Origin of the sequence: Parasphingorhabdus marina DSM 22363, from assembly GCF_900128895.1 — a bacterium.
Lineage (GTDB): Bacteria > Pseudomonadota > Alphaproteobacteria > Sphingomonadales > Sphingomonadaceae > Parasphingorhabdus > Parasphingorhabdus marina.
In genome coordinates, this window is sequence record NZ_FSQW01000001.1 from 768,796 (window position 1) to 787,678 (window position 18,883).

At 58.5% G+C, this 18,883-nt stretch carries 22 protein-coding genes; 12 read left to right on the plus strand and 10 right to left on the minus strand.

Annotated elements, in window-relative coordinates:
* Nucleotides 1-77: 77 nt before the first annotated feature.
* Genes BUQ90_RS03835 through BUQ90_RS03845 form a run of 3 tightly spaced genes read left to right on the plus strand, consistent with a single transcriptional unit; the run spans nucleotide 78 to nucleotide 1,037 of the window.
* Nucleotides 78-386 (plus strand): DUF1244 domain-containing protein, encoded by a 309-nt coding sequence (locus BUQ90_RS03835; RefSeq protein ID WP_074203788.1) that lies wholly within the window; start codon nucleotides 78-80, stop codon nucleotides 384-386.
* 45 nt (nucleotides 387-431) lie between these two features.
* Complete coding sequence (locus BUQ90_RS03840; RefSeq protein ID WP_074203789.1) at nucleotides 432-674, plus strand: DUF2312 domain-containing protein; 243 nt, start codon at nucleotides 432-434, stop codon at nucleotides 672-674.
* A gap of 42 nt (nucleotides 675-716) precedes the next feature.
* The gene (locus tag BUQ90_RS03845) at nucleotides 717-1,037 is read left to right on the plus strand and encodes a heavy metal-binding domain-containing protein (protein ID WP_074203790.1); all 321 of its coding nucleotides are present in this window, start codon (nucleotides 717-719) and stop codon (nucleotides 1,035-1,037) included.
* Here BUQ90_RS03845 and BUQ90_RS03850 read toward each other — a convergent pair.
* The gene (locus tag BUQ90_RS03850) at nucleotides 1,034-1,792 is read right to left on the minus strand and encodes a CPBP family glutamic-type intramembrane protease (protein WP_074203791.1); all 759 of its coding nucleotides are present in this window, start codon (nucleotides 1,790-1,792) and stop codon (nucleotides 1,034-1,036) included. The two genes, BUQ90_RS03845 and BUQ90_RS03850, sit on opposite strands and share 4 nt — an antisense overlap.
* 51 nt (nucleotides 1,793-1,843) lie before the next feature.
* Here BUQ90_RS03850 and BUQ90_RS03855 point away from each other — a divergent pair, with 51 nt between their 5' ends.
* A complete protein-coding gene (locus BUQ90_RS03855; protein WP_074203792.1) occupies nucleotides 1,844-2,587 on the plus strand; it encodes a YebC/PmpR family DNA-binding transcriptional regulator in 744 nt (247 codons plus the stop codon).
* A 39-nt stretch (nucleotides 2,588-2,626) separates the two neighbouring features.
* Nucleotides 2,627-3,094, plus strand: coding sequence for a crossover junction endodeoxyribonuclease RuvC (ruvC, locus tag BUQ90_RS03860; protein WP_074203793.1), 468 nt, complete (start codon nucleotides 2,627-2,629; stop codon nucleotides 3,092-3,094).
* Between the two features lie 96 nt (nucleotides 3,095-3,190).
* Here the strand turns inward: ruvC and BUQ90_RS03865 are convergent, their stop codons facing one another.
* Nucleotides 3,191-3,787 (minus strand): hypothetical protein, encoded by a 597-nt coding sequence (locus BUQ90_RS03865; protein WP_074203794.1) that lies wholly within the window; start codon nucleotides 3,785-3,787, stop codon nucleotides 3,191-3,193.
* A gap of 121 nt (nucleotides 3,788-3,908) precedes the next feature.
* Complete coding sequence (locus BUQ90_RS03870) at nucleotides 3,909-4,511, minus strand: 1-acyl-sn-glycerol-3-phosphate acyltransferase (protein ID WP_084192467.1); 603 nt, start codon at nucleotides 4,509-4,511, stop codon at nucleotides 3,909-3,911.
* A 325-nt stretch (nucleotides 4,512-4,836) separates the two neighbouring features.
* On the opposite strand from BUQ90_RS03870, the gene ruvA reads away from it, so the two are divergent.
* From ruvA to ruvB, 3 genes are all read left to right on the plus strand, one after another.
* A complete protein-coding gene (ruvA, locus tag BUQ90_RS03875) occupies nucleotides 4,837-5,445 on the plus strand; it encodes a Holliday junction branch migration protein RuvA (protein ID WP_074203795.1) in 609 nt (202 codons plus the stop codon).
* A gap of 68 nt (nucleotides 5,446-5,513) precedes the next feature.
* Nucleotides 5,514-5,828 carry a hypothetical protein gene (locus tag BUQ90_RS03880; protein ID WP_143182712.1) on the plus strand — a complete coding sequence of 105 codons (315 nt, stop codon included), beginning with the start codon at nucleotides 5,514-5,516 and terminating at the stop codon, nucleotides 5,826-5,828.
* Between the two features lie 245 nt (nucleotides 5,829-6,073).
* Nucleotides 6,074-7,102 carry a Holliday junction branch migration DNA helicase RuvB gene (gene ruvB, locus BUQ90_RS03885; protein WP_074203797.1) on the plus strand — a complete coding sequence of 343 codons (1,029 nt, stop codon included), beginning with the start codon at nucleotides 6,074-6,076 and terminating at the stop codon, nucleotides 7,100-7,102.
* Here the strand turns inward: ruvB and BUQ90_RS03890 are convergent.
* Genes BUQ90_RS03890 through BUQ90_RS03905 form a run of 4 tightly spaced genes read right to left on the minus strand, consistent with a single transcriptional unit; the run spans nucleotide 7,099 to nucleotide 10,729 of the window.
* On the minus strand, nucleotides 7,099-8,556 hold the full coding sequence (locus BUQ90_RS03890) for a carotenoid oxygenase family protein (RefSeq protein ID WP_074203798.1): 1,458 nt from the start codon (nucleotides 8,554-8,556) through the stop codon (nucleotides 7,099-7,101). The genes ruvB and BUQ90_RS03890 overlap by 4 nt on opposite strands.
* Nucleotides 8,557-8,583: 27 nt before the next feature.
* On the minus strand, nucleotides 8,584-9,207 hold the full coding sequence (locus BUQ90_RS03895; RefSeq protein WP_074203799.1) for a tetratricopeptide repeat protein: 624 nt from the start codon (nucleotides 9,205-9,207) through the stop codon (nucleotides 8,584-8,586).
* A 5-nt stretch (nucleotides 9,208-9,212) separates the two neighbouring features.
* Nucleotides 9,213-10,049 (minus strand): 2,3,4,5-tetrahydropyridine-2,6-dicarboxylate N-succinyltransferase, encoded by an 837-nt coding sequence (gene dapD, locus BUQ90_RS03900; protein ID WP_074203800.1) that lies wholly within the window; start codon nucleotides 10,047-10,049, stop codon nucleotides 9,213-9,215.
* Nucleotides 10,046-10,729 (minus strand): pyrimidine 5'-nucleotidase, encoded by a 684-nt coding sequence (locus BUQ90_RS03905; protein ID WP_074203801.1) that lies wholly within the window; start codon nucleotides 10,727-10,729, stop codon nucleotides 10,046-10,048. Before BUQ90_RS03905 ends, dapD begins: the two co-directional genes overlap by 4 nt.
* A gap of 109 nt (nucleotides 10,730-10,838) precedes the next feature.
* Here BUQ90_RS03905 and BUQ90_RS03915 point away from each other — a divergent pair, with 109 nt between their 5' ends.
* The gene (locus tag BUQ90_RS03915) at nucleotides 10,839-13,220 is read left to right on the plus strand and encodes a S8 family peptidase (protein ID WP_159437023.1); all 2,382 of its coding nucleotides are present in this window, start codon (nucleotides 10,839-10,841) and stop codon (nucleotides 13,218-13,220) included.
* 1 nt (nucleotide 13,221) lies between these two features.
* Here BUQ90_RS03915 and dxs read toward each other — a convergent pair whose 3' ends face one another.
* The 3 genes from dxs to BUQ90_RS03930 form a co-directional block, all read right to left on the minus strand.
* Complete coding sequence (gene dxs / locus BUQ90_RS03920) at nucleotides 13,222-15,159, minus strand: 1-deoxy-D-xylulose-5-phosphate synthase (RefSeq protein ID WP_074203802.1); 1,938 nt, start codon at nucleotides 15,157-15,159, stop codon at nucleotides 13,222-13,224.
* Between the two features lie 108 nt (nucleotides 15,160-15,267).
* Complete coding sequence (locus tag BUQ90_RS03925) at nucleotides 15,268-15,726, minus strand: Fur family transcriptional regulator (RefSeq protein ID WP_074203803.1); 459 nt, start codon at nucleotides 15,724-15,726, stop codon at nucleotides 15,268-15,270.
* Between the two features lie 319 nt (nucleotides 15,727-16,045).
* On the minus strand, nucleotides 16,046-16,453 hold the full coding sequence (locus BUQ90_RS03930) for a MerC domain-containing protein (RefSeq protein ID WP_074203804.1): 408 nt from the start codon (nucleotides 16,451-16,453) through the stop codon (nucleotides 16,046-16,048).
* A 142-nt stretch (nucleotides 16,454-16,595) separates the two neighbouring features.
* Here BUQ90_RS03930 and BUQ90_RS03935 point away from each other — a divergent pair, with 142 nt between their 5' ends.
* The 3 genes from BUQ90_RS03935 (at nucleotide 16,596) to rpsI (ending at nucleotide 18,834) form a co-directional block, all read left to right on the plus strand.
* Nucleotides 16,596-17,672 carry a COX15/CtaA family protein gene (locus BUQ90_RS03935; protein ID WP_074203805.1) on the plus strand — a complete coding sequence of 359 codons (1,077 nt, stop codon included), beginning with the start codon at nucleotides 16,596-16,598 and terminating at the stop codon, nucleotides 17,670-17,672.
* Nucleotides 17,673-17,827: 155 nt separating this feature from the next.
* A complete protein-coding gene (gene rplM, locus BUQ90_RS03940) occupies nucleotides 17,828-18,307 on the plus strand; it encodes a 50S ribosomal protein L13 (RefSeq protein WP_074203806.1) in 480 nt (159 codons plus the stop codon).
* On the plus strand, nucleotides 18,307-18,834 hold the full coding sequence (rpsI, locus tag BUQ90_RS03945) for a 30S ribosomal protein S9 (protein WP_074203807.1): 528 nt from the start codon (nucleotides 18,307-18,309) through the stop codon (nucleotides 18,832-18,834). The genes rplM and rpsI overlap by 1 nt, the downstream gene beginning before the upstream one ends.
* Nucleotides 18,835-18,883 lie beyond the last annotated feature (49 nt).

Genomic DNA, 18,883 nt, shown 5'->3' on the forward strand with positions numbered 1-18,883 from the left:
TTCACGGCCACTTTAATTTGATGCCGCCTAACGCCATTTCATGACAGGATAAAAACAAAAAGCAACGGAAGCCTGTTATGACCGATCAAATTTCTGATGCCGCCGCCGCGGCTGCCTTTCGCCGTCTCGTCACCCATTTGCAGCACCGCCATGATGCCGAGAATATCGATCTGATGGGACTGGCCGGTTTCTGCCGTAATTGCCTTGCCGACTGGATCATGGAAGCGACCAATGAAGCCGGTGGCTCGATGACCAAGGAGGAAGCGCGCGAAGCGATCCACGGCATGCCCGCGTCGGAATGGAAAAAGAAGTTCCAGACCGAGGCGACGCCAGAGCGGCTGAAAAGAATGAAGGAAAGCGTAGCCAAGAACGCGCCCGCAGATTAAAGCATCGGTCCGAATCCGAATAACCTGTTTCACAAGGAAAAGAGAATGAGCGAAGGCAATGTTGCCGCAGATCAGCTGCGTCTGTTTATCGAGCGTATCGAGCGGCTGGAAGAAGAGAAAAAGGGTATCGCGGACGATATTCGTGATGTTTACAGCGAAGCCAAAAGCCAGGGCTATGACGCCAAGATCATGCGGCAGATTGTCCGCCTGCGCAAAATGGAAACCCATGACCGCCAGGAAATGGAAGCCATTCTCGACACCTACAAGTCGGCGCTTGGTCTGGCCTGACGGATCAGCTAGCTTCGCTCTTTCAGCAAGAGGAGAAGCGGGATGATCGTGAGCACCACCAACACACTCGAAAACAGGGCCATCCGGGATTATCGCGGCATTGTGATCGGCGAGGTCATCGTCGGAGCCAATCTGTTCCGCGACCTGTTTGCGAGCATCACGGACATTGTCGGCGGCCGCTCGGGCAAATATGAAAATGTCCTGAAACGGGCGCGGGACGAGGCCCTGCTCGAGATGCAGGCGGAAGCGGCGAAGTTGGGTGCCAATGCGGTGGTCGGGGTCGATCTCGACTATGAAGTGGTGGGAGAAAAGGGCTCGATGCTGATGGTGTCGGCTTCCGGCACCGCAGTGGTGACCGACTAGGCGGGCCGCGGCCCGGCCAGCAGCATGAACAGCAATCCGCTGGTGGCGATCAGGTTATAGGCCATGTGCATGATGATGTTCGACCACCAGCCATAGCGGATGCGGGCATAGCCCCAGACCAGTCCGCCGACCAGTTGCGGCAGCACAAATGGCAACAGCGCTGCCGGATTGTCCCCGGCATAGTTGAATATATGGACAAAGCCGAACAGCAGGGCCTGGGTCCAGAAGACCAGCGGAAAAATCCGGGCATACCATCCGGGCACCGGCCGGTTCCAGAACCGGATCATCGCAAAGAGCGTGACCAGCATCAGCAAGGCGCCGGCCGCCACGATGATCAGCTGATTGGCGTTGCTGAAACCGATCAGCTGCCCCCCGGCAATGGCCAGTGCCACCCCGCCCAGCGGAATCAGCAAGCGGGGCTGGCCGGTGATCCACGAGCGAAAGACCAGCTCCTCGATGATCGGGCCGACAACCACGACGATCGCCAGAATCTGCCAGACGGGACGGTCGAACAGGCTGGTCATGTCGCCAGACATTTCGACATCAAATGCCAGCAGGGCCGGAAAAAGGATCGCCGCCAGACAGACAACGATCAGGCAGTTGACCGCAAAAAGCCAGATCAGATCGCTTGCCGGGCCCTGTGTTTTCCAGTCGGGTGAATGCAGCACCGGAGCGCGAACAAACCGGACCAGCCCGGCGGCACTTTCCCGCAATCGGCCGACTGGCCATCCAATGGTTGAGTTGGGTTCAAACATCCGGCAAAGAGCCCACAACACTAATCCTCTTGCAAATGATGGACGACTCCTATGGCAGGCCACAGTAAATTCAACAATATCAAGCATCGTAAAGGCGCGCAGGACAAGAAACGCTCAGCAATGTTCTCCAAGCTCAGCCGCGAAATCACCGTGGCGGCGAAATCGGGGATGCCCGATCCCGACATGAATCCGCGGCTGCGTCTGGCCGTCAACAATGCCAAGGCGCAATCCATGCCCAAGGACAATATCCAGCGGGCGATCGACAAGGCGACCGCCAATGAGGGCGATGATTACAGCGAAGTCCGCTACGAAGGTTTCGGCCCGGGCGGCGTCTCTCTGATCGTCGAGACACTGACCGACAATACCAATCGCACGGTGACCAATGTCCGCACGATTTTTTCGCGCAATGGCGGCAATATGGGCGAAAGCGGGTCGGTGTCCCACGGGTTCGACCGGGTCGGCTATATCCAGTACCCGTCGAGTACCGGAGACGAAGACACGGTGCTGGAAGCGGCCATGGAAGCCGGTGCGGAAGACATTGCATCAGACAGCGACGGCCATGAAATCTGGACCGCGATGGAAGATTTGCACGAAGTGGCCGGCGCGCTGGAAAAATCCCTCGGCGAGGCTGAATCTGTCAAACTGGCCTGGCGCCCGACGGTGCAGGTCGAAGTGGATGCCGCGCAGGCCGAAACATTATTGGGCCTGATCGACGCGCTGGAAGAGGATGATGATGTCCAGACCGTCTGGGGCAATTATGATGTATCCGACGAGATCATGGAGAAACTGGGGTGACGCTGTCCTCCTCGCCGTGTTGCGCACAGGGAGGATTATGTGATCATTCTCGGTCTTGATCCCGGCCTCGGTACCACCGGCTGGGGAGTCATCCTGACGGAGGGCAACCGGCTTTCCCATGTCGCCAATGGCCAGATAAAGACTGATCCCAAAATGGCGCTGGCCAGCCGGCTGCTCCAACTCGATCTCGAGCTGGCGGATCTCATAAAGGAATTCAAACCGGATGCCGCGGCGGTCGAGGAAGTGTTCGTCAATGCCAATCCGCAAAGCACATTGAAGCTGGGCCAGGCGCGCGGCGTGGTCCTGCTCGGCGCCTCGCGCGGCGGGGTGGAAGTCGGCGAATATGCGGCGCGGGCGGTGAAGAAATCCGTGGTCGGTGTCGGCAAGGCGGACAAGGATCAGGTGCAGGCGATGATCCGGATCCTGCTGCCCGGTGCGGAGATCGCGGGCGCCGATGCCGCCGACGCGCTGGCCGTGGCGATCACCCATGCGCATCATCGGGGGTGAAAGGGTTTAGTATAGTCTCGTGGGGATGCTCGGGAAAGATCAAGTGGCTGCAAAATCCCGAAAGCCGACATTGAGCGGTTCTCATTCAGCTGACTGTCACCGTATCCCCAACAGGCCTTTCTGAAAAGCTAGAGCGCTTGCAACGCGACCATCTTCATCGAGAGGAATATTGGAGATTTTCTCGATCTGACGCTCAATGCAAGTTCTGGCTTCGTCCTTTCGACCAGCGTAGAGCAAAGCCGGACCCCTAAAACGGTCGCTCCTTAGAAATGGGATCATATCTTCCACACTCTGGATATTGTCGAGATAAGGAAGACCATGTTTAAGCAAAGCGGGCTTAAAATCACGCTCAAAACTTGTCAGGAAAGAATCCTCATATCGGCAAAAATACATCTTTTGATAGTCCTCAACACCGTCCTCAGGACTGATGTAGTGCCTATTGGCGTTCGCCATGGGAATGCTCTCTGGAAATCTTTTGTGAAAGTCCTCAATGATTACCGGTGACGAAAAATAGGCCATCGCATAGTAACGATCACCGCTGCGCAAACGGTGTAGGCCGACGAAATGATAAACATCCTCGTTCGCTTTCCGAAAGAAGATATCGGCATTTTCGCCGTCACGTTGGAACCCATGTTCCTTAAGTATTGGCCAGATATGTTCGATAACAAGCTTGTCGAAAGACTTCTGGTTCATCGACGATCAATTCTCCTCTACCTGCGGGGAGTAGGGTATCATTTTGCCAATAGCAATGTCCGCTTTTGCGCCCAAAGCGGACGCTGGCGTTTATGGCCGCCAGCCTGTGTCTCAACCCTTGTCATTGATTTTCCGGATTAATTCCAAAGAAATTTGCATCTACAAAACTCTTTATAGCTGCGTTGTCTTCATCATTATTCGCGCCCGTATATTCACATTTTTTTTCGTGCAGGACGACCTCTTTTGACCGAGCGTCAATTCCAATCAGTGCGATCGGGACTCCCGCAGCCTTGGAGATACGCAAATATCCCTTTTTGTATTCGCTCACTTTGCTGCGCGTTCCTTCCGGCGTCAGTCCTAACCAGACATTTTCGTTGCGATCGAACCAATTCACCATTTGAGATGTCACATTTCCTTGCGCAGAACGGTCAATCGGCACTCCACCCAAATATCTGAACAAGGTACTCAGCGGCCAGACGAACGCCTCTCTTTTCATCATGAACGAAACTTTGAGCCCGACAGATTGCAAGCATGCCATTGCAAGTATGAAATCCCAGTTGGATGTATGCGGCATGCCGACGATGATCAGCTTTTTTTCCGCCGGTAGCTTTCCAACCATTTGCCAACCCATAGACCGCAATACAAGGCGTCCAAGCCATCGCGTGAATCGATTGCCCATGCGTGGACTGGATGCGGAAAGTATGTTGTCTTGGCCTTCTTTCATCCTCAAGTCCCGCTTTTTGAAAATGCTATCTTATCTCGCATTGAGGCGGACAGGGCGGCACCTGCGAACAACCTTGCTGCTACTGTTGGTACAGGGAACATGTCATACTTCGCTCGATTGTTTTGCACAAAATCAGTACGTGCCAAAAGCGAAACTGGATTGCTCCCGAACGCCCAAAGCGGATGCGGTTTCCTGATCCCGAAAATGGCCAAATGATAGTGTCATGTGCTCCGGCAATCTCTGAATTGCAGCATGGACCTCCGCCTGCGCGAGGATGACTTGAAAGAAAGATGGCACGGGAATATTTTTGGGCTAAGAAGGCGGCATGATCGCAAAACTCACCGGGACCATCGACGAAGTCGGCACCGACAATATTGTGCTCGACGTGCGCGGGGTCGGCTATCTGGTCTTCGCCTCGTCCCGGACGATCAGCGCGATTGGCGGGATCGGCGATGGCGCGACCATTTATACCGAGATGCAGGTCAGTGAAAATGACATGCGGCTGATGGGCTTCGCCAGCGGCTCGGAACGCGACTGGTTCCGGCTGCTGATCTCGGTCCAGGGCGTGGGCGGCAAGGTCGCGCTGGCGATCCTTTCCGCGCTCGAGCCCGGCGAGATTAGCCGTGCGGTGGCCACCGGCGACAAGGCAATGGTTGCGCGGGCCAATGGCGTCGGCCCGAAACTGGCGCTCAGGATTGTCAACGAGCTGAAAGACAAGGTCGGCGGCATCGCAACGGATCCGATTGCGGGCAGCGGCAGCGATGCTGGCCATGCTCCGTCCAGCAACAGCGCCGACGCGATCAGCGCGCTGCTCAACCTCGGCTTCAAACCGGCGGATGCGAGTGCCGCGGTGGCCGCCGCCGATGCGGAAGCCGGGGAGGGAGCAACACTCGATGCGCTGGTGAGGCTGGCGTTGAAGAAGGCGGCGCGTTGAGGGTCGCGAAATATCTGGGCATCCCGAACCTGCTGGTGATGTTCGGCTATGGAGCGGCACTTCTGATAATGTTTTTTCCCGGTGCAAATCCCGCATCGCTTTTTTGGTGGGTGGCAACGCCGCTATTCTTCGCCTGGTGCGTTGCGCCGATTTACATCCCGATGATTGTCGCGCCAAAGTCCTGGCTGGTTACGATCGCAAGCCTCTGCCTCGCTCTCTATGGCCTAAATATCTATGCGGAAGCGATGTTCGGGCCGGGTGTACGCTCAACTTCGGGTCTCATATTTGCTTTCTTTCCGCTTCATCAATCTGTGCCTGCGGCAATTTTGCTTTTGGTGCATTATGTTGTCCAATATTTTTGGAACCGGCTGGTCGATGAGTAAAGTGAGCACCCTATGAATAGAAAATTTCGCGGGTTATCTAAATCGCCCTCCAGTCGATCCCTCGAAATGAATGACAGAACTCACTTTTTGGTTCGTTTGGATCTCACGCGAAGCCGCGAAGGCGCAAAGAGGCTGTGCATCTCCTTTCGCGTCTTTGCGTCTTCGCGTGAATCCTCTCAACACAGCGACATCAAACTGGAGATTCCAGCTTTCGCTGGAATGACGAAGTGGGTAGAGCATCAGGCATGACTGATGACGAACGCCTTATCAATGCGGAACGCAAGGTCGAAGACATCGACGCCGCGCTACGCCCCAAGACGCTCGACGAATTTGTCGGGCAGGAGGCGGCGCGGTCGAATTTGCGGGTGTTTATCGAGGCGGCGAAGAAGCGCAGCGAGGCGCTCGATCATGTGCTGTTCTTCGGCCCGCCGGGGCTGGGCAAGACGACATTGGCGCAGATTATCGCGCGCGAGCTGGGTGTTGGCTTTCGTGCCACCTCGGGGCCAGTCATTGCCAAATCCGGTGATCTGGCGGCGCTGCTGACAAACCTTGAGGAAGGCGATGTGCTGTTCATCGACGAGATCCACCGGCTCAATCCGGTGGTCGAGGAAGTGCTCTATCCGGCGATGGAAGATCGCGCGCTCGATCTGATCATCGGCGAGGGACCGTCGGCGCGCTCGGTGCGCATCGACCTGCCGCCGTTCACCCTGATCGGCGCGACCACGCGGCAGGGGCTGCTGACTACGCCGTTGCGCGACCGCTTCGGGATTCCGGTGCGGCTCAATTTCTATTCCACCGCAGAGCTGGAGCAGGTCGTGCACCGGGCCGCGACACTGCTTGATCTGTCCATTGCCCCGGATGGCGCGACCGAAGTTGCCCGCCGCGCGCGCGGGACGCCGCGTATCGCTGGCCGGCTGCTCCGCCGGGTGCGCGATTTCGCCGGGGTCGAGGGCGCGGCGACGGTGGATGCGAAAATTGCCGATGCATCACTGACCCGGCTGGAAGTGGATTCGATTGGTCTCGATGCCATGGACCGGCGCTATCTCCACATGATCGCCGACATCTACAAGGGCGGTCCGGTCGGCGTCGAAACGCTGGCCGCGGGGCTCAGCGAACCGCGCGACACAATCGAGGAAGTGATCGAGCCCTATTTGATCCAGCTCGGCCTGATCGCCCGCACGGCGCGAGGCCGGGCGCTCAATGATCGCGGCTGGCAGCATCTTGGCCTGACACCGCCGGCGAGCAAGCCATCGGATGGAAACCTGTTCGACTAGCCGCCAAGCTGTTCCGCACTCGCCCAGGTGGCGTGGGTCCCGCTGCTGATCCGGTGGGGCAGGATGATGGTGCAGACAGGGCCGGCTGACAGGTCTTTGGCATCGACGATGATGCACTCGCTGCGGTCCTGCGCCATGTCGGTGATGAAGCTGATCAGATAACCGTCATCTTCAGACTGCGCATTCTTGCGCGGAATGAACGGGGCTTCCGATCCATAGCGCTGCTCGCCAAAGTCGAGGCGTTCGGCGGTTCCGGTTTCCAGATCATGCTTGACCAGGCCGTTGAACAGGAACCAGCCCGGCTCGCCGGTAACGCTGTAGACGTAGCGATAGGGCTCGCCGGCGACCTGCTGGTTGAACATCCCGAATTCCACCGGATAGTCGTCGAACAGCGTCTCCTCGCTGGTGGCGCCGGTTTTCAGATTGAACCGCCAGCGGCGCAGTTCGGGCAGGAAGCTGTGCAGATCGATGCTCGCGCCCATGCTTTCATAGCCGGCGGGGAAGTCGGTGAGCGGGGCCGGGACCGGCTGATTCTGGAAATAGCCATCAAGCACCAGATCGTCGCCGTCCTCAAAAGCGTTGGCCCAGTGCAGCACATAGGTTGGTTCGGCCTCGAACCACCGGATGTCTTCCGGCTGACCCCGGCGCGGGATCACCCCAAAGCGTGTCGGCATGTCGGGATTATAGGTCGGGATATACAGATTCTGTTCGATCAGCTCCGGTTTCCAGAACATCGGACAATCATTGAAAATCGCGTAATTTTCTGAAAAAGCCATGTCGTGCGGCAACCTTGCACCGGGGAGCTCGACGGGGATATAGTGCTTCAGCACATTGTCCGCACCGACCACGCCATAGTGGAGAAAGGGTGCCTTGGTCGAATAGTTGAAAAACAGCAATTCACCGGTCTTTTCATCGACTTTGGGATGGGCAGAGATGCCGTCCTCCGGCACCCATTTCTCGGTCCCCAGCGTCTCCAGCGTGTCCGGATCCAGCCGGTATCCTTCGCCGCACTGGTAAAAGGTCGACAATATGGTGCCCGCGTGCACCACAACATCGGTTGAGCTGCTGTCCTTGACGCTGCCATGCGCGCCCCAGCCCGGACGCCGGGAATCGGATGGCCGACCCATGATCCCGACCCAGAGCGGTCCGCCTTCTTCCTGCTCGGCCTCAAATCCGGTGGTCCGGACAAAGCGGTTGCGATAGACGGCCTTGCCGTCCCGGATCCGCATCGTGTGGATCATGCCGTCGCCGTCAAAAGGATGATAGCGGCCAATGGAATCATGCACCGGGTTCTCGGTATTGCGGACATAGAGACCGTCAATATCATTGGGAATCGTCCCGATCACTTCCATGTCTTCCGCAACAACTTCCTCGAAATTGGGTGTCCATGCCCCGTTGCGATAGGGATGGTCGTTTTCGGGAAGTGTCGTTTTGATCCGTTCAACAACGGTCATGCGCGGGCTCCTTGATCAATTGCCATGTCATTCGGCGAGACTTTCTTCCGACCGGACGTCATCTGCAAGCCTTCTTATTAAAATGGCCCGATAAAAGTCGCCTCCGGGATTTTCCTGAGCGGCTTCGAGATAGGACAGTAACTCCATCCGGGTCACGTCAAAGCCGCACTCCGCAAACCGCCCTTCCAGATAATGGTCCGGAAAGGCGATCTGTCCGGCGAGACGTCCGGCCTTTGCCGACGCCCGGATCAGGCGTCCGCCTTCACATGTATCCTGCGGCTGTTCATTGAGGCCGAGCAGGGTAATGTACCCGACCACAAAAAGCGACTGCGGATAGCCGGCCGCAACTGATCTGGCACGCCACGGCAGCGCTTTTTTGCCGAGACCGCTATACCCGTACGCCCGGGCCAGCTGATAGTGGAGCCGGGGATTGTCCGGATCTGCCGCAATGGCCGCTTTGCAGGCCTTGACCGCAGCTGGCAGATTGGCGTCCTTGCGGGTCACACCGGGCGTGATGCGATGGGGATCATCCGGATGCGCCATTTGGCGATCGCATTCCGTGATTGCCCTTGCGTAAGCCCCCGGGTCATATTCGCCAATGACGGTGCCCTGTGTCGCCGCGAACAACGCCAGAGAAACCGCCAGCTGCATCACCGTCAGTCCCGCAGCAAGTCATTGATGCCGGTCTTAGACCGGGTCTGGGCATCGACGGTTTTCACGATCACCGCGCAATACAGCGATGGCCCCGGCGCCCCGTCAATATTGACTTTGGGTGGCAGGCTGCCGGGCACCACAACCGCATAGGGCGGCACTTCGCCCATCCACACCTTGCCGGTGATCCGGTCGACAATCTTGGTCGATGCTCCGAGATAGACCCCCATGGAAAGCACGGCGCCTTCTCCCACACGAACACCTTCGGCCACTTCCGACCGGGCGCCGATAAAGGCGCCGTCTTCGATGATCACCGGACCGGCCTGCAATGGTTCCAGCACTCCGCCGATGCCGGCACCGCCGGAAATATGGACATTTTTTCCGATCTGGGCACAGCTCCCGACAGTGGCCCAGGTGTCGACCATGGTGCCTTCATCGACAAAGGCACCGATATTCACAAAACTCGGCATCAGAACCGTGTTGCGACCGATATGCGACCCGTGGCGGACAACCGCCCCGGGGACAGCCCGGAAACCTGCCTCGCGAAACCGGTTCTCGCCCCAGCCAGCAAATTTGGAAGGCACCTTGTCCCAGTGATTGGCACCGCCCGGGCCTTCAATCACCTGATTGTCATTGAGCCGGAAGGACAGCAGCACCGCTTTTTTCAGCCATTGATTGACCGTCCAGCTGTCGCCGGATTTCTCCGCCACACGCGCGGTCCCGTTGTCGAGCATCGCCAGTGCGGCATCGACGGCTTCCCGCTCCGCTCCCTGGCTCGTGATCGACAGGGACTCCCGTTTCTCCCATGCCGCATCAATCGCATTCATCAGGTCTTTCGTCATGTCGGTCCTGTTCCCTTGTTTATGTCCGGGCCGGTCATCCAGCGTTCCAGATCGTTTATTTCGTGATCGATAAAGTCCGGTGCGTGATCCCGCGCACCCCATTCCGACCCGGTATTCACCCAGACCGTGGTCATGCCCAATTCTTTCGCCGGACGCAAATTGCGCGCCATGTCTTCAACAAAAAGCGACTGTTCGGGGTTAATGCCAGTTGTTTCCACCAGACTTTGGTAGGCGGCACGTTCCGGCTTGGGGACCAGATCACAGGCGAGTACGTCGTGAATCTGGTCAAACAAGCCGTCGAGACCGCGGTGTTTCAGCACCCGTTCGGCATAGTCCCTGTCACCGTTGGTAAAGACCAGTTTTTCGCCTGGCAGGTCGGAAATCGCCTGTCGCAGCCGGGGAGCAGGTGTCAGCCGGCTCATATCGATATCATGGACCTTGTGGAGAAAATCATGCGGGTCGGTGCCGTGATGATACATCAGGCCTGCCAGCGTCGTGCCATGGTCATGGAAATAGCGTTTCTGGACAATCCTGGCCTGGTCCCGGTCCACGTCCAGTAACCGGGCGACATATTCGCCCATTTTCACGTCAATCAGCGCGAAAAGGTCGCATTCCGCCGGATACAGCACATTATCAAGATCAAAAATCCAGTGGTTGATATGCGAGTGGTCTGGCGTCATGGTCGATTGCGACTAGTCACTCCCTGAGTGTCGGGCAAGCCCTGATCTTTGTTAAGGTCCCGGTAACGGGATATTATGTATATATGCGTGGTTTTAGGGGAAGCGTCAGATGAGTAACAGGCGGCATGGCAAGCAGTTATTGTGGGGAAGTTCGCTGACGGCGATGCTGTTTCTGTCCGCATGCGGCGGATCTTCGCCCAGTTCCACTCCTGCACCCCCGCCGACCCCGACTCCAACCCCAACCCCCACACCGACACCAACTCCCACGCCTACACCAACGCCAACGCCGACCCCTGCTCCCACCCCCGCTCCTGGGCCTTCACCGACGCCTGGCCCTTACAATACAGCGGAATATCGCGGGTCCGATGGCCCGTCGCAGCACGGGGCGATCACTGCCTATGACGGCGGTTCCACCGGATTTGGTGTGACTCTGGGTGTCATTGACGGCGGGATCAACGCGTCCAGTGCCGAATTTGTCGGCCGCATCCATCCCGACAGTGCGGACTTCGCCGGTAATCGCGGAATTGCCGACGAGAGCGGTCACGGTTCGGCTGTCGCATCGGTCGCTGCCGGGGGTAAAAACAACAACGCCACGCATGGTATCGCCTTTGACAGTGATATTCTGGTGCTGCGGACGGATACGCCCGGAAGCTGCCAGGAGGACGATCCGGATGATCCGGATGACGGCTGCAGTCACAGCAGTGGTGCGATTGCTGCGGCGATCAATCAGGCCCGGACAACCGGCGCACGGGTGATCAATATTTCACTTGGCGGACCGGATATTTCGCGGGTCGTCCAAAATGCCGTATCCGACGCCGCTGCGGCGGGTGTGGTCGTGGTCGTTTCCGCCGGCAATGACGGGGAATCCACACCGGACGGATTTGCCGCCGGTATCGCTGCGCGCGGCAACGGACATGTGATTGTCGCTGGCTCGGTCGGTACCAGCGGGAGCATATCTTCTTTCAGCAACCGGGCCGGCTCGGAGGCCGCCAGCTATCTCACGGCACTCGGGGAGCGGGTGCGGGCCGATGACCATGAAGGTACGGCTTTCCTGTGGAGCGGCACTTCCTTCTCCGCGCCCCAGATTTCGGGCGCTGTCGCCTTGCTGGCCCAGGCCTTTCCCAATCTATCCGGGTCCCAGATAGTCGACCTGTTGTTTCAGAGCGCCCGGGATGCGGGTGATGCCGGGACAGACAGCATATATGGCAGAGGCATTCTCGATATCGCTGAAGCCTTCCAGCCGCAGGGACAGACCAGCTTCGCCGGTTCGTCGGTGGCCGTTGATATCGCATCTGACCCGGGACAGACATCTGCTGCCATGGGCGACGCGGCGTTGCAGCCGCAAAATGTCGGAGCGATCATTCTGGACGGATTTGATCGCGCCTTTGCCCTGGATCTGGCGCACGGACTCAGTGTCGCCACACCGCAATATCGGCTGACCTCTTCGTTGCAAGGCGACCGGCGCAACATGAGCGCGGCCAGTGACGGCCTGCAGATTGCGGTCAGTATCGACCGGGATGAAACGCGGGGCATCGGCCTCAACGATTTTCGAATGTCCTGGGACAATGCCCGGGAGGCCCGGCTGCTGGCCGCTTCGGTCATGACCCGCGTCGCGCCGGATCTCGAGCTCGCTGTCGGTTTCCGCCGCGGCTCCAGCGGTCTGGTGGCTCAAGTGCAGGACCAGCGCAGCGCGGCTTTCCTGGTGGCGCCGTCGCCGGGCCGGGAACGCGGCTTTACCGGACAGGCCCGGACAGCCTTCGCGTTGCGCCAGAGACTTGACAATTTCGGCCTCACGCTCAGTGCCGAGAGCGGGAGTGCCAATCCGGTGTCCAGTGCGTCCAGTTATCTCGAACTGGCACAGAATCCGGTTCGCGACATCCGCAATTTCGCCACCATCGGCCTGAGCGTTGACCGGAAAATCGGGCCGGCCACACTGAGTTTTGCCGCCAGCATGATGGATGAGAATGCCACGATACTGGGTTCGCGTTTTTCCGAAACGCTTGGAGCGCAAGGCGCACAAAGCCTGTTTGCAGATGGCCGGGCGGACTTCGATCTTTCCGCCCTTCTGGGCGCCGGATGGCATAGCTCCGCCAGCTGGCGCCAGGGCTGGACCCGAGCTGAATCGGCCAGTCTGGTGACCGGTGGCACCCTCCAAAGTTCCAGCTTCGCGATCGATCTGACAAAATCCGGCCTGTTTCAGGGTGCAGATCAGCTGGCTTTCCGGTTTGCCCAGCCGCTCCGTGTCAGCAATGGCGGCCTCAATCTGTTCCTGCCCGTCGGCTACAGCTACCAGACGCTGCAGACGGAGTTTGGACAGCGCACGCTGAACCTGGCACCGGCCGGCCGGGAACTGGTCAGCGAGATGGTCTATGCGACGCCATTATGGGGCGGATATCTCAACACAAACCTGTTCTGGCGGCAGGAGCCGGGGCATTTTGAATCAGTGGGCGACGATTTCGGCGGGGCGGTCCGCTTTCACCTGAAATTCTGATTCAGGCGCGCGCGCCTTCCTCGATATTGCTGTCCACGCTGGCGCTGTTGTGCCGCAGGGCCTTGAGCACGGTATCCACTATGCCATCCGCATCGAGTCCCGCTTCGGCATATTGCAGTTCGGGCTTGTCCTGGTCCTGAAAGCGATCGGGCAGGCGCATCGTCCGGATTTTCAGGCCGGCGTCAGTCAGTCCGAGATCGGAGGCCAGAGTCAGGACATGCGCGCCGAGACCGCCTACTGCCGCTTCCTCAATGGTCACTGCGACCTCGTGCGAGGTGAGCGTCCTGCGAATCAGCTCTTCGTCCAGCGGCTTGACGAAGCGCAAATCGACAACCGTGGTGCTGAGGCCTTTGGCTTCGAGCCGGTCGGCGGCTTTCATGGCTTCGGTGAGCCGCGCACCCAGTGACAGGATCGCAACCTTGCTGCCTTGCTTGACGATCCGGCCCTTGCCGATTTCCAGTGCTTCCAGCCGGCCCGGGATCGGTATACCGGTGCCGCTGCCGCGGGGATAGCGGAAGGCGATCGGGCCGCTGTCATGCTGCGCGGCGGTCAGCGTCATGTGTGCCAGCTCGGCTTCGTCACTCGGGGCCATAACCACAAAATTGGGCAGGGTGGCGAGATAGGTCAGGTCGAAACTGCCGGCATGAGTGCTGCCATCGGCGCCGACCAGTCCGGCACGGTCTATGGCAAAGCGTACCGGCAGATTCTGAATGGCGACATCATGGACGACCTGATCATAGGCACGCTGCAGGAAGGTCGAGTAGATTGCGCAAAATGGCCGCATGCCCTGGGCTGCGAGGCCGGCCGCAAATGTTACGCCATGCTGTTCGGCAATGCCGACGTCAAAGGCCTTGTCGGGATGTGCCCTGGCAAATTTGTCGACACCTGTGCCAGACGGCATCGCCGCCGTGATCGCGCAAATCCGGGAGTCGTCATTGGCCAGTCTGGCCAGCGTCTCGCCGAAGACATTCTGATAGGCTGGCGGGCCGCCGCCCGGCCCCTTGTCCTGCTTGCCGGACACGACATCGAATTTGGCAACGCCGTGATATTTGTCGGCTGCCTCTTCGGCATATTTATAGCCCTTGCCCTTTTCGGTAACGACATGGACAAGGCAGGGCCCTTCGGCCGCATCGCGCACATTTTCGAGCACCGGGATCAGATGCTCCATATTGTGGCCGTCAATGGGGCCAACATAGTAAAAGCCCAGCTCCTCGAACAACGTCCCGCCCATGGTCATGCCGCGGGCATATTCATCGGTCTTGCGCGCGGCATCATAGAGTGCCTTGGGCAATTTGCTCGCTACCCGGCGGGCCAGTTGCCGGATGCCCAGAAATTCGCGGGAAGAGACGATGCGGGCCAGATAGGCAGAGAGGCCGCCGACGGGGGGTGCGATGGACATGTCATTGTCATTGAGGATCACGACCAGCCGGTTTCCGGCCGCTTCGGCATTGTTCATCGCCTCATAGGCCATGCCCGCGCTCATCGCGCCATCGCCGATCACGGCAATGCCGCGACCCGGACGGTCGTTCAGCTTGTTGGCAATGGCGAAGCCGAGCGCAGCGCTGATCGACGTCGAGCTGTGCGCCGCACCAAAGGGATCATATTCGCTTTCGGACCGTTTGGTGAATCCCGAGAGGCCGCCGCCCTTGCGCAGCGTGCGGATCCGGTCGCGGCGACCGGTGATGATCTTGTGCGGATAGCATTGATGACCCACATCCCAGACCAGACGGTCATTGGGCGTGTCAAACACATAGTGAATAGCTGCTGTCAGTTCGACCACACCCAGTCCCGCGCCAAGATGGCCGCCAGTGACGGAAACGGCATCGATCACTTCACTGCGCAGCTCATCCGCAAATTGCGTGAGCTGTTCGGGCTTCAGTTTTCTGAGATCGGCGGGGTAGGTAACCTTGTCCAGTAATGGTGTATCAGGCCCTGACATATTTGCTCCCTGTTTCATCGGACGTTAGCGCCAATGGCAGGCGATGTCGAACATTGTGCAGCGCAGGCATGAACACAGGCTGACCTGCGATGCCGGACAATCGGACTCCTAGTTGCATTTCTGGCACACACCCCGGACTTCAATCACGGGGCGGATGGAGTTGAATCCCTCTTGCTGCGCGACGCCCCGGACCTGCGAAGACAGGGCGTCATCATCGATATGCGTCGCTTCGCCACAGGAGTCACAGACGAGGAACATGCAATCATGCTCGCATCCCGGATGGCTGTTGGCGATATAGGCATTGGCGCTTTCAACCCGCATGGCGAGATTTTTCGCCACAAACAGGTCAAGAATCCGGTAAACACTGTTCGGCGCCACTCTTTTGCCACGGGCAGCAGAAACCAGCTCGGCTATGTCATAGGCCGAAGCCGGGCGGGAAAATCCTGCCAGGGCTTCGAATATCGCGGCCCGGGTTTCGGTCCACTTTTCGCCGGCGGCCTCGAGATTCTGTTGCGCGGCTTCCGCCAGTGACTCGCCGTGATGCTCGTGATGATCATGTTTTCCCATGACTGCAATTTAGGGATGTTGCGGGCTTTGGGCAAGAGAGGGGTTTTGAACTGTTTGTTTGGTCCTTCAGGTGCCGGGATGAGTCTTTGTTTTGACCTCAAGCGCCGGGCGCGGGCATCCGCCCGCTTGGCTTTCCTCGCAGTAGCTCGGGCGCGCGGTCGCGCTTGCCGACGCTGCGCGTCGGATTGGTGACTTGTCGTCGGGGCACCGAACCGAGCGCAGCGAGGCAAGGGCGCCAAAATCTTCTGGCGTCCGCCGCGCCTTATTGGCGCGTAGCCAAGGCGACGGATGTCGCCGCCCGGCGCTTGAGGGAAAAATATCAGTGCGTTGCGCGGTAATTGAGATCATGCCCCAGCGCGAGTATCGCCACGCCGAGCATGGTGTAGAGAATTTCTCCGGCGCCATGATCTCCCTGATGGCCGATCGTGATGGCGCCCATCATGATCCCCAGACCAAGACCGCCGACAGCGGCTGGCATGACATAGCCATGATCAAGCACGCCCCGGCCAAGTGTGAACAGGCCAAGCGCAATCGCGATGCCGATACCGATTTCATGGACGATCGGATCGAGCAGCACGCCAGCAGCGGAAGACAGCAATGCGACGAAGACCATCGTCGAAATGCAATGGACCAGACACAGGCCGGACACCAGCACCGCGATGCGGTCCCAAAGTCCGTCTTTGCCCAAAAGGCCGTGTTTGTTCCAGAGATTCGAAGTCTTAAACACGAATCAGCTTTCCGTCATGTTGCTGCAATGCGCAGAATATAGGTCCCAAGGTGTTAAGATACAACATATCATTTCCGCTATTGACTCCGATTTTGGCACATCAGGCTTGTCAGAATTCCCTTTTGTCATCACATAGCGCCCTATGAACCGCATCGCGCAAACCATGAAGCCCGGTCATGATGCACCTGGCGCACGGCCGATCGCCATCTCCAACTGGCTTTTATCGGTCGCCTTTCTGGTGTTCATCATGGTTATTGTCGGGGGAATCACCCGGCTGACCGAGTCTGGACTGTCGATCACCGAATGGAAACCGATCATGGGAGCGATACCGCCGCTCAATGAAGCGGACTGGCTGGCAGAATTCGAGAAATACAAGCAAATTCCGGAATATATCGAGATTACCGGCCCCGCTGGCATGACACTCTCGGACTTCAAATTCATCTATTTCTGGGAATGGGTGCACCGATTGCTGGGTCGGCTGATCGGCCTGGCTTTTGCGCTGCCGCTGCTGTTTTTTGCCGTTCGGAAAGCGATTCCCGCAGGCTATGGCTGGAAGCTGACCGGATTGCTGTTGCTTGGCGGTTTGCAGGGAGCGATTGGCTGGTGGATGGTCAGCTCCGGACTATCCGAACGCACCGATGTCAGCCATTTTCGCCTTGCGACCCATTTGCTGCTGGCGCTGTTTATACTGGGCTGTCTTGTGTGGACTGCGCTGGATATACGGCGCCTTGCCAGCGGCCATGTCCATCCTGCCCGACTGACCGGTTTCGGAGCGACGGTGCTGGTGGTGCTGTTCATCCAGTTGCTGTTTGGTGCCTGGGTGGCCGGCCTCAACGCCGGATATGTGTCGAACACATGGCCTTTGATGAATGACTATTTTGTCCCCGGCGGCATTGATTATACCGCCGGAATTTTCGCTGCGCTGCACAGCGATCCCTATCTGACTCATTTCATCCATCGCTGGTGGGCATGGGTTGTGGTCGGGTTTCTGGTTGTCCTCGCCCGCAGGGTCCGCAAAGAGGTACGCCCGGCATCGGTGGCCATACATACGGCCTTTGGCGTGCAGATCCTGCTCGGCATCGCCACGGTGATGACCGGCATGGACATCACACTGGCCGTTTTGCATCAGGCCGTGGGCGCACTTGTGGTTGTGGCAACGGTCTGGGGTGTCCATGTTCTGGGTCGGTCGAATCAAGGGCCAAACTTTTCACTCGAATAGCCAAGGTATTAAAATACCCGTCGGGAAAGCCGCCCTTTCTCTTGACTTCAAAGAAAAACAGCGCCATTAGCGCGGCACTTGGCGGGGCGCTGGCGTCCCGCTTTTGCTATTTTTGATTCATCGCTCCCCAATGGAGCTTCCACAGGAGTATGGCCATGAAGGCTATCAGCAAGCAGACTCAGTCGGTCAAACCGGCCGATGTCGAAAAGAAATGGCACATTATTGATGCCACCGATCTGGTCGTCGGCCGCGTGGCCTCGATCATCGCCAATATTTTGCGCGGCAAGCACAAGCCAAGCTACACCCCGCATGTCGATTGCGGTGACCATGTCATCGTGATCAATGCCGGCAAGGTGAAGTTCACCGGCAACAAGACCAGCAAGAAGGTTTATTACAAGCACACCGGATATCCCGGTGGTCTCAAGGAGCGTACCGCGGAAAAGGTTCTCGAAGGCCAGTTTCCGGAACGCGTTCTGGAGAAAGCCGTTGAACGCATGATCCCCAAAGGACCACTCGGTTTTGCCCAGATGCGCAACCTGCATCTCTTCAATGGTACCGAACATCCTTATGATGGCCAGAACCCGCAGCCGCTGGACGTGGCATCCATGAATCGCAAAAACAAGGTGAGCGCATAATGTCGGACGTAAAAACAGATCTCGCCGATCTCAAGGATATCGCTGGTGACAACGCGGCGGAAGCACCAGCTGGTGATGCCGCAGCAGAAGCTGCCCCTCCGGTCGAAACCATGCCGCTGCGCGAGCAGGAGCTGGACCAATATGGCCGTGCTTATGCCACCGGCCGCCGCAAGGACGCAGTTGCGCGTGTCTGGCTGAAGCCGGGCAAGGGCAAGATCACGGTCAATGGCCGGGATCAGGAAACCTATTTCGCTCGCCCGACCTTGCGTCTGGTGCTCAACCAGGTGTTCGCCATTACCGAACGCGAAGGCCAGTATGATGTCGACGTCACCGTCAAGGGTGGCGGACTTTCCGGCCAGGCCGGTGCGGTCAAGCACGGGATCTCGCAGGCGCTGACCAAATATGAGCCGGCTTTGCGGTCGACCGTCAAGGCGGCCGGCTTCCTGACCCGCGACAGCCGTAAAGTAGAGCGGAAAAAATACGGCAAGGCCAAGGCGCGCAAGAGCTTCCAGTTCTCCAAGCGCTAGGTTTCAGCAGGAATATGTTTCAAAAAGGCGGCCAGATGGTCGCCTTTTT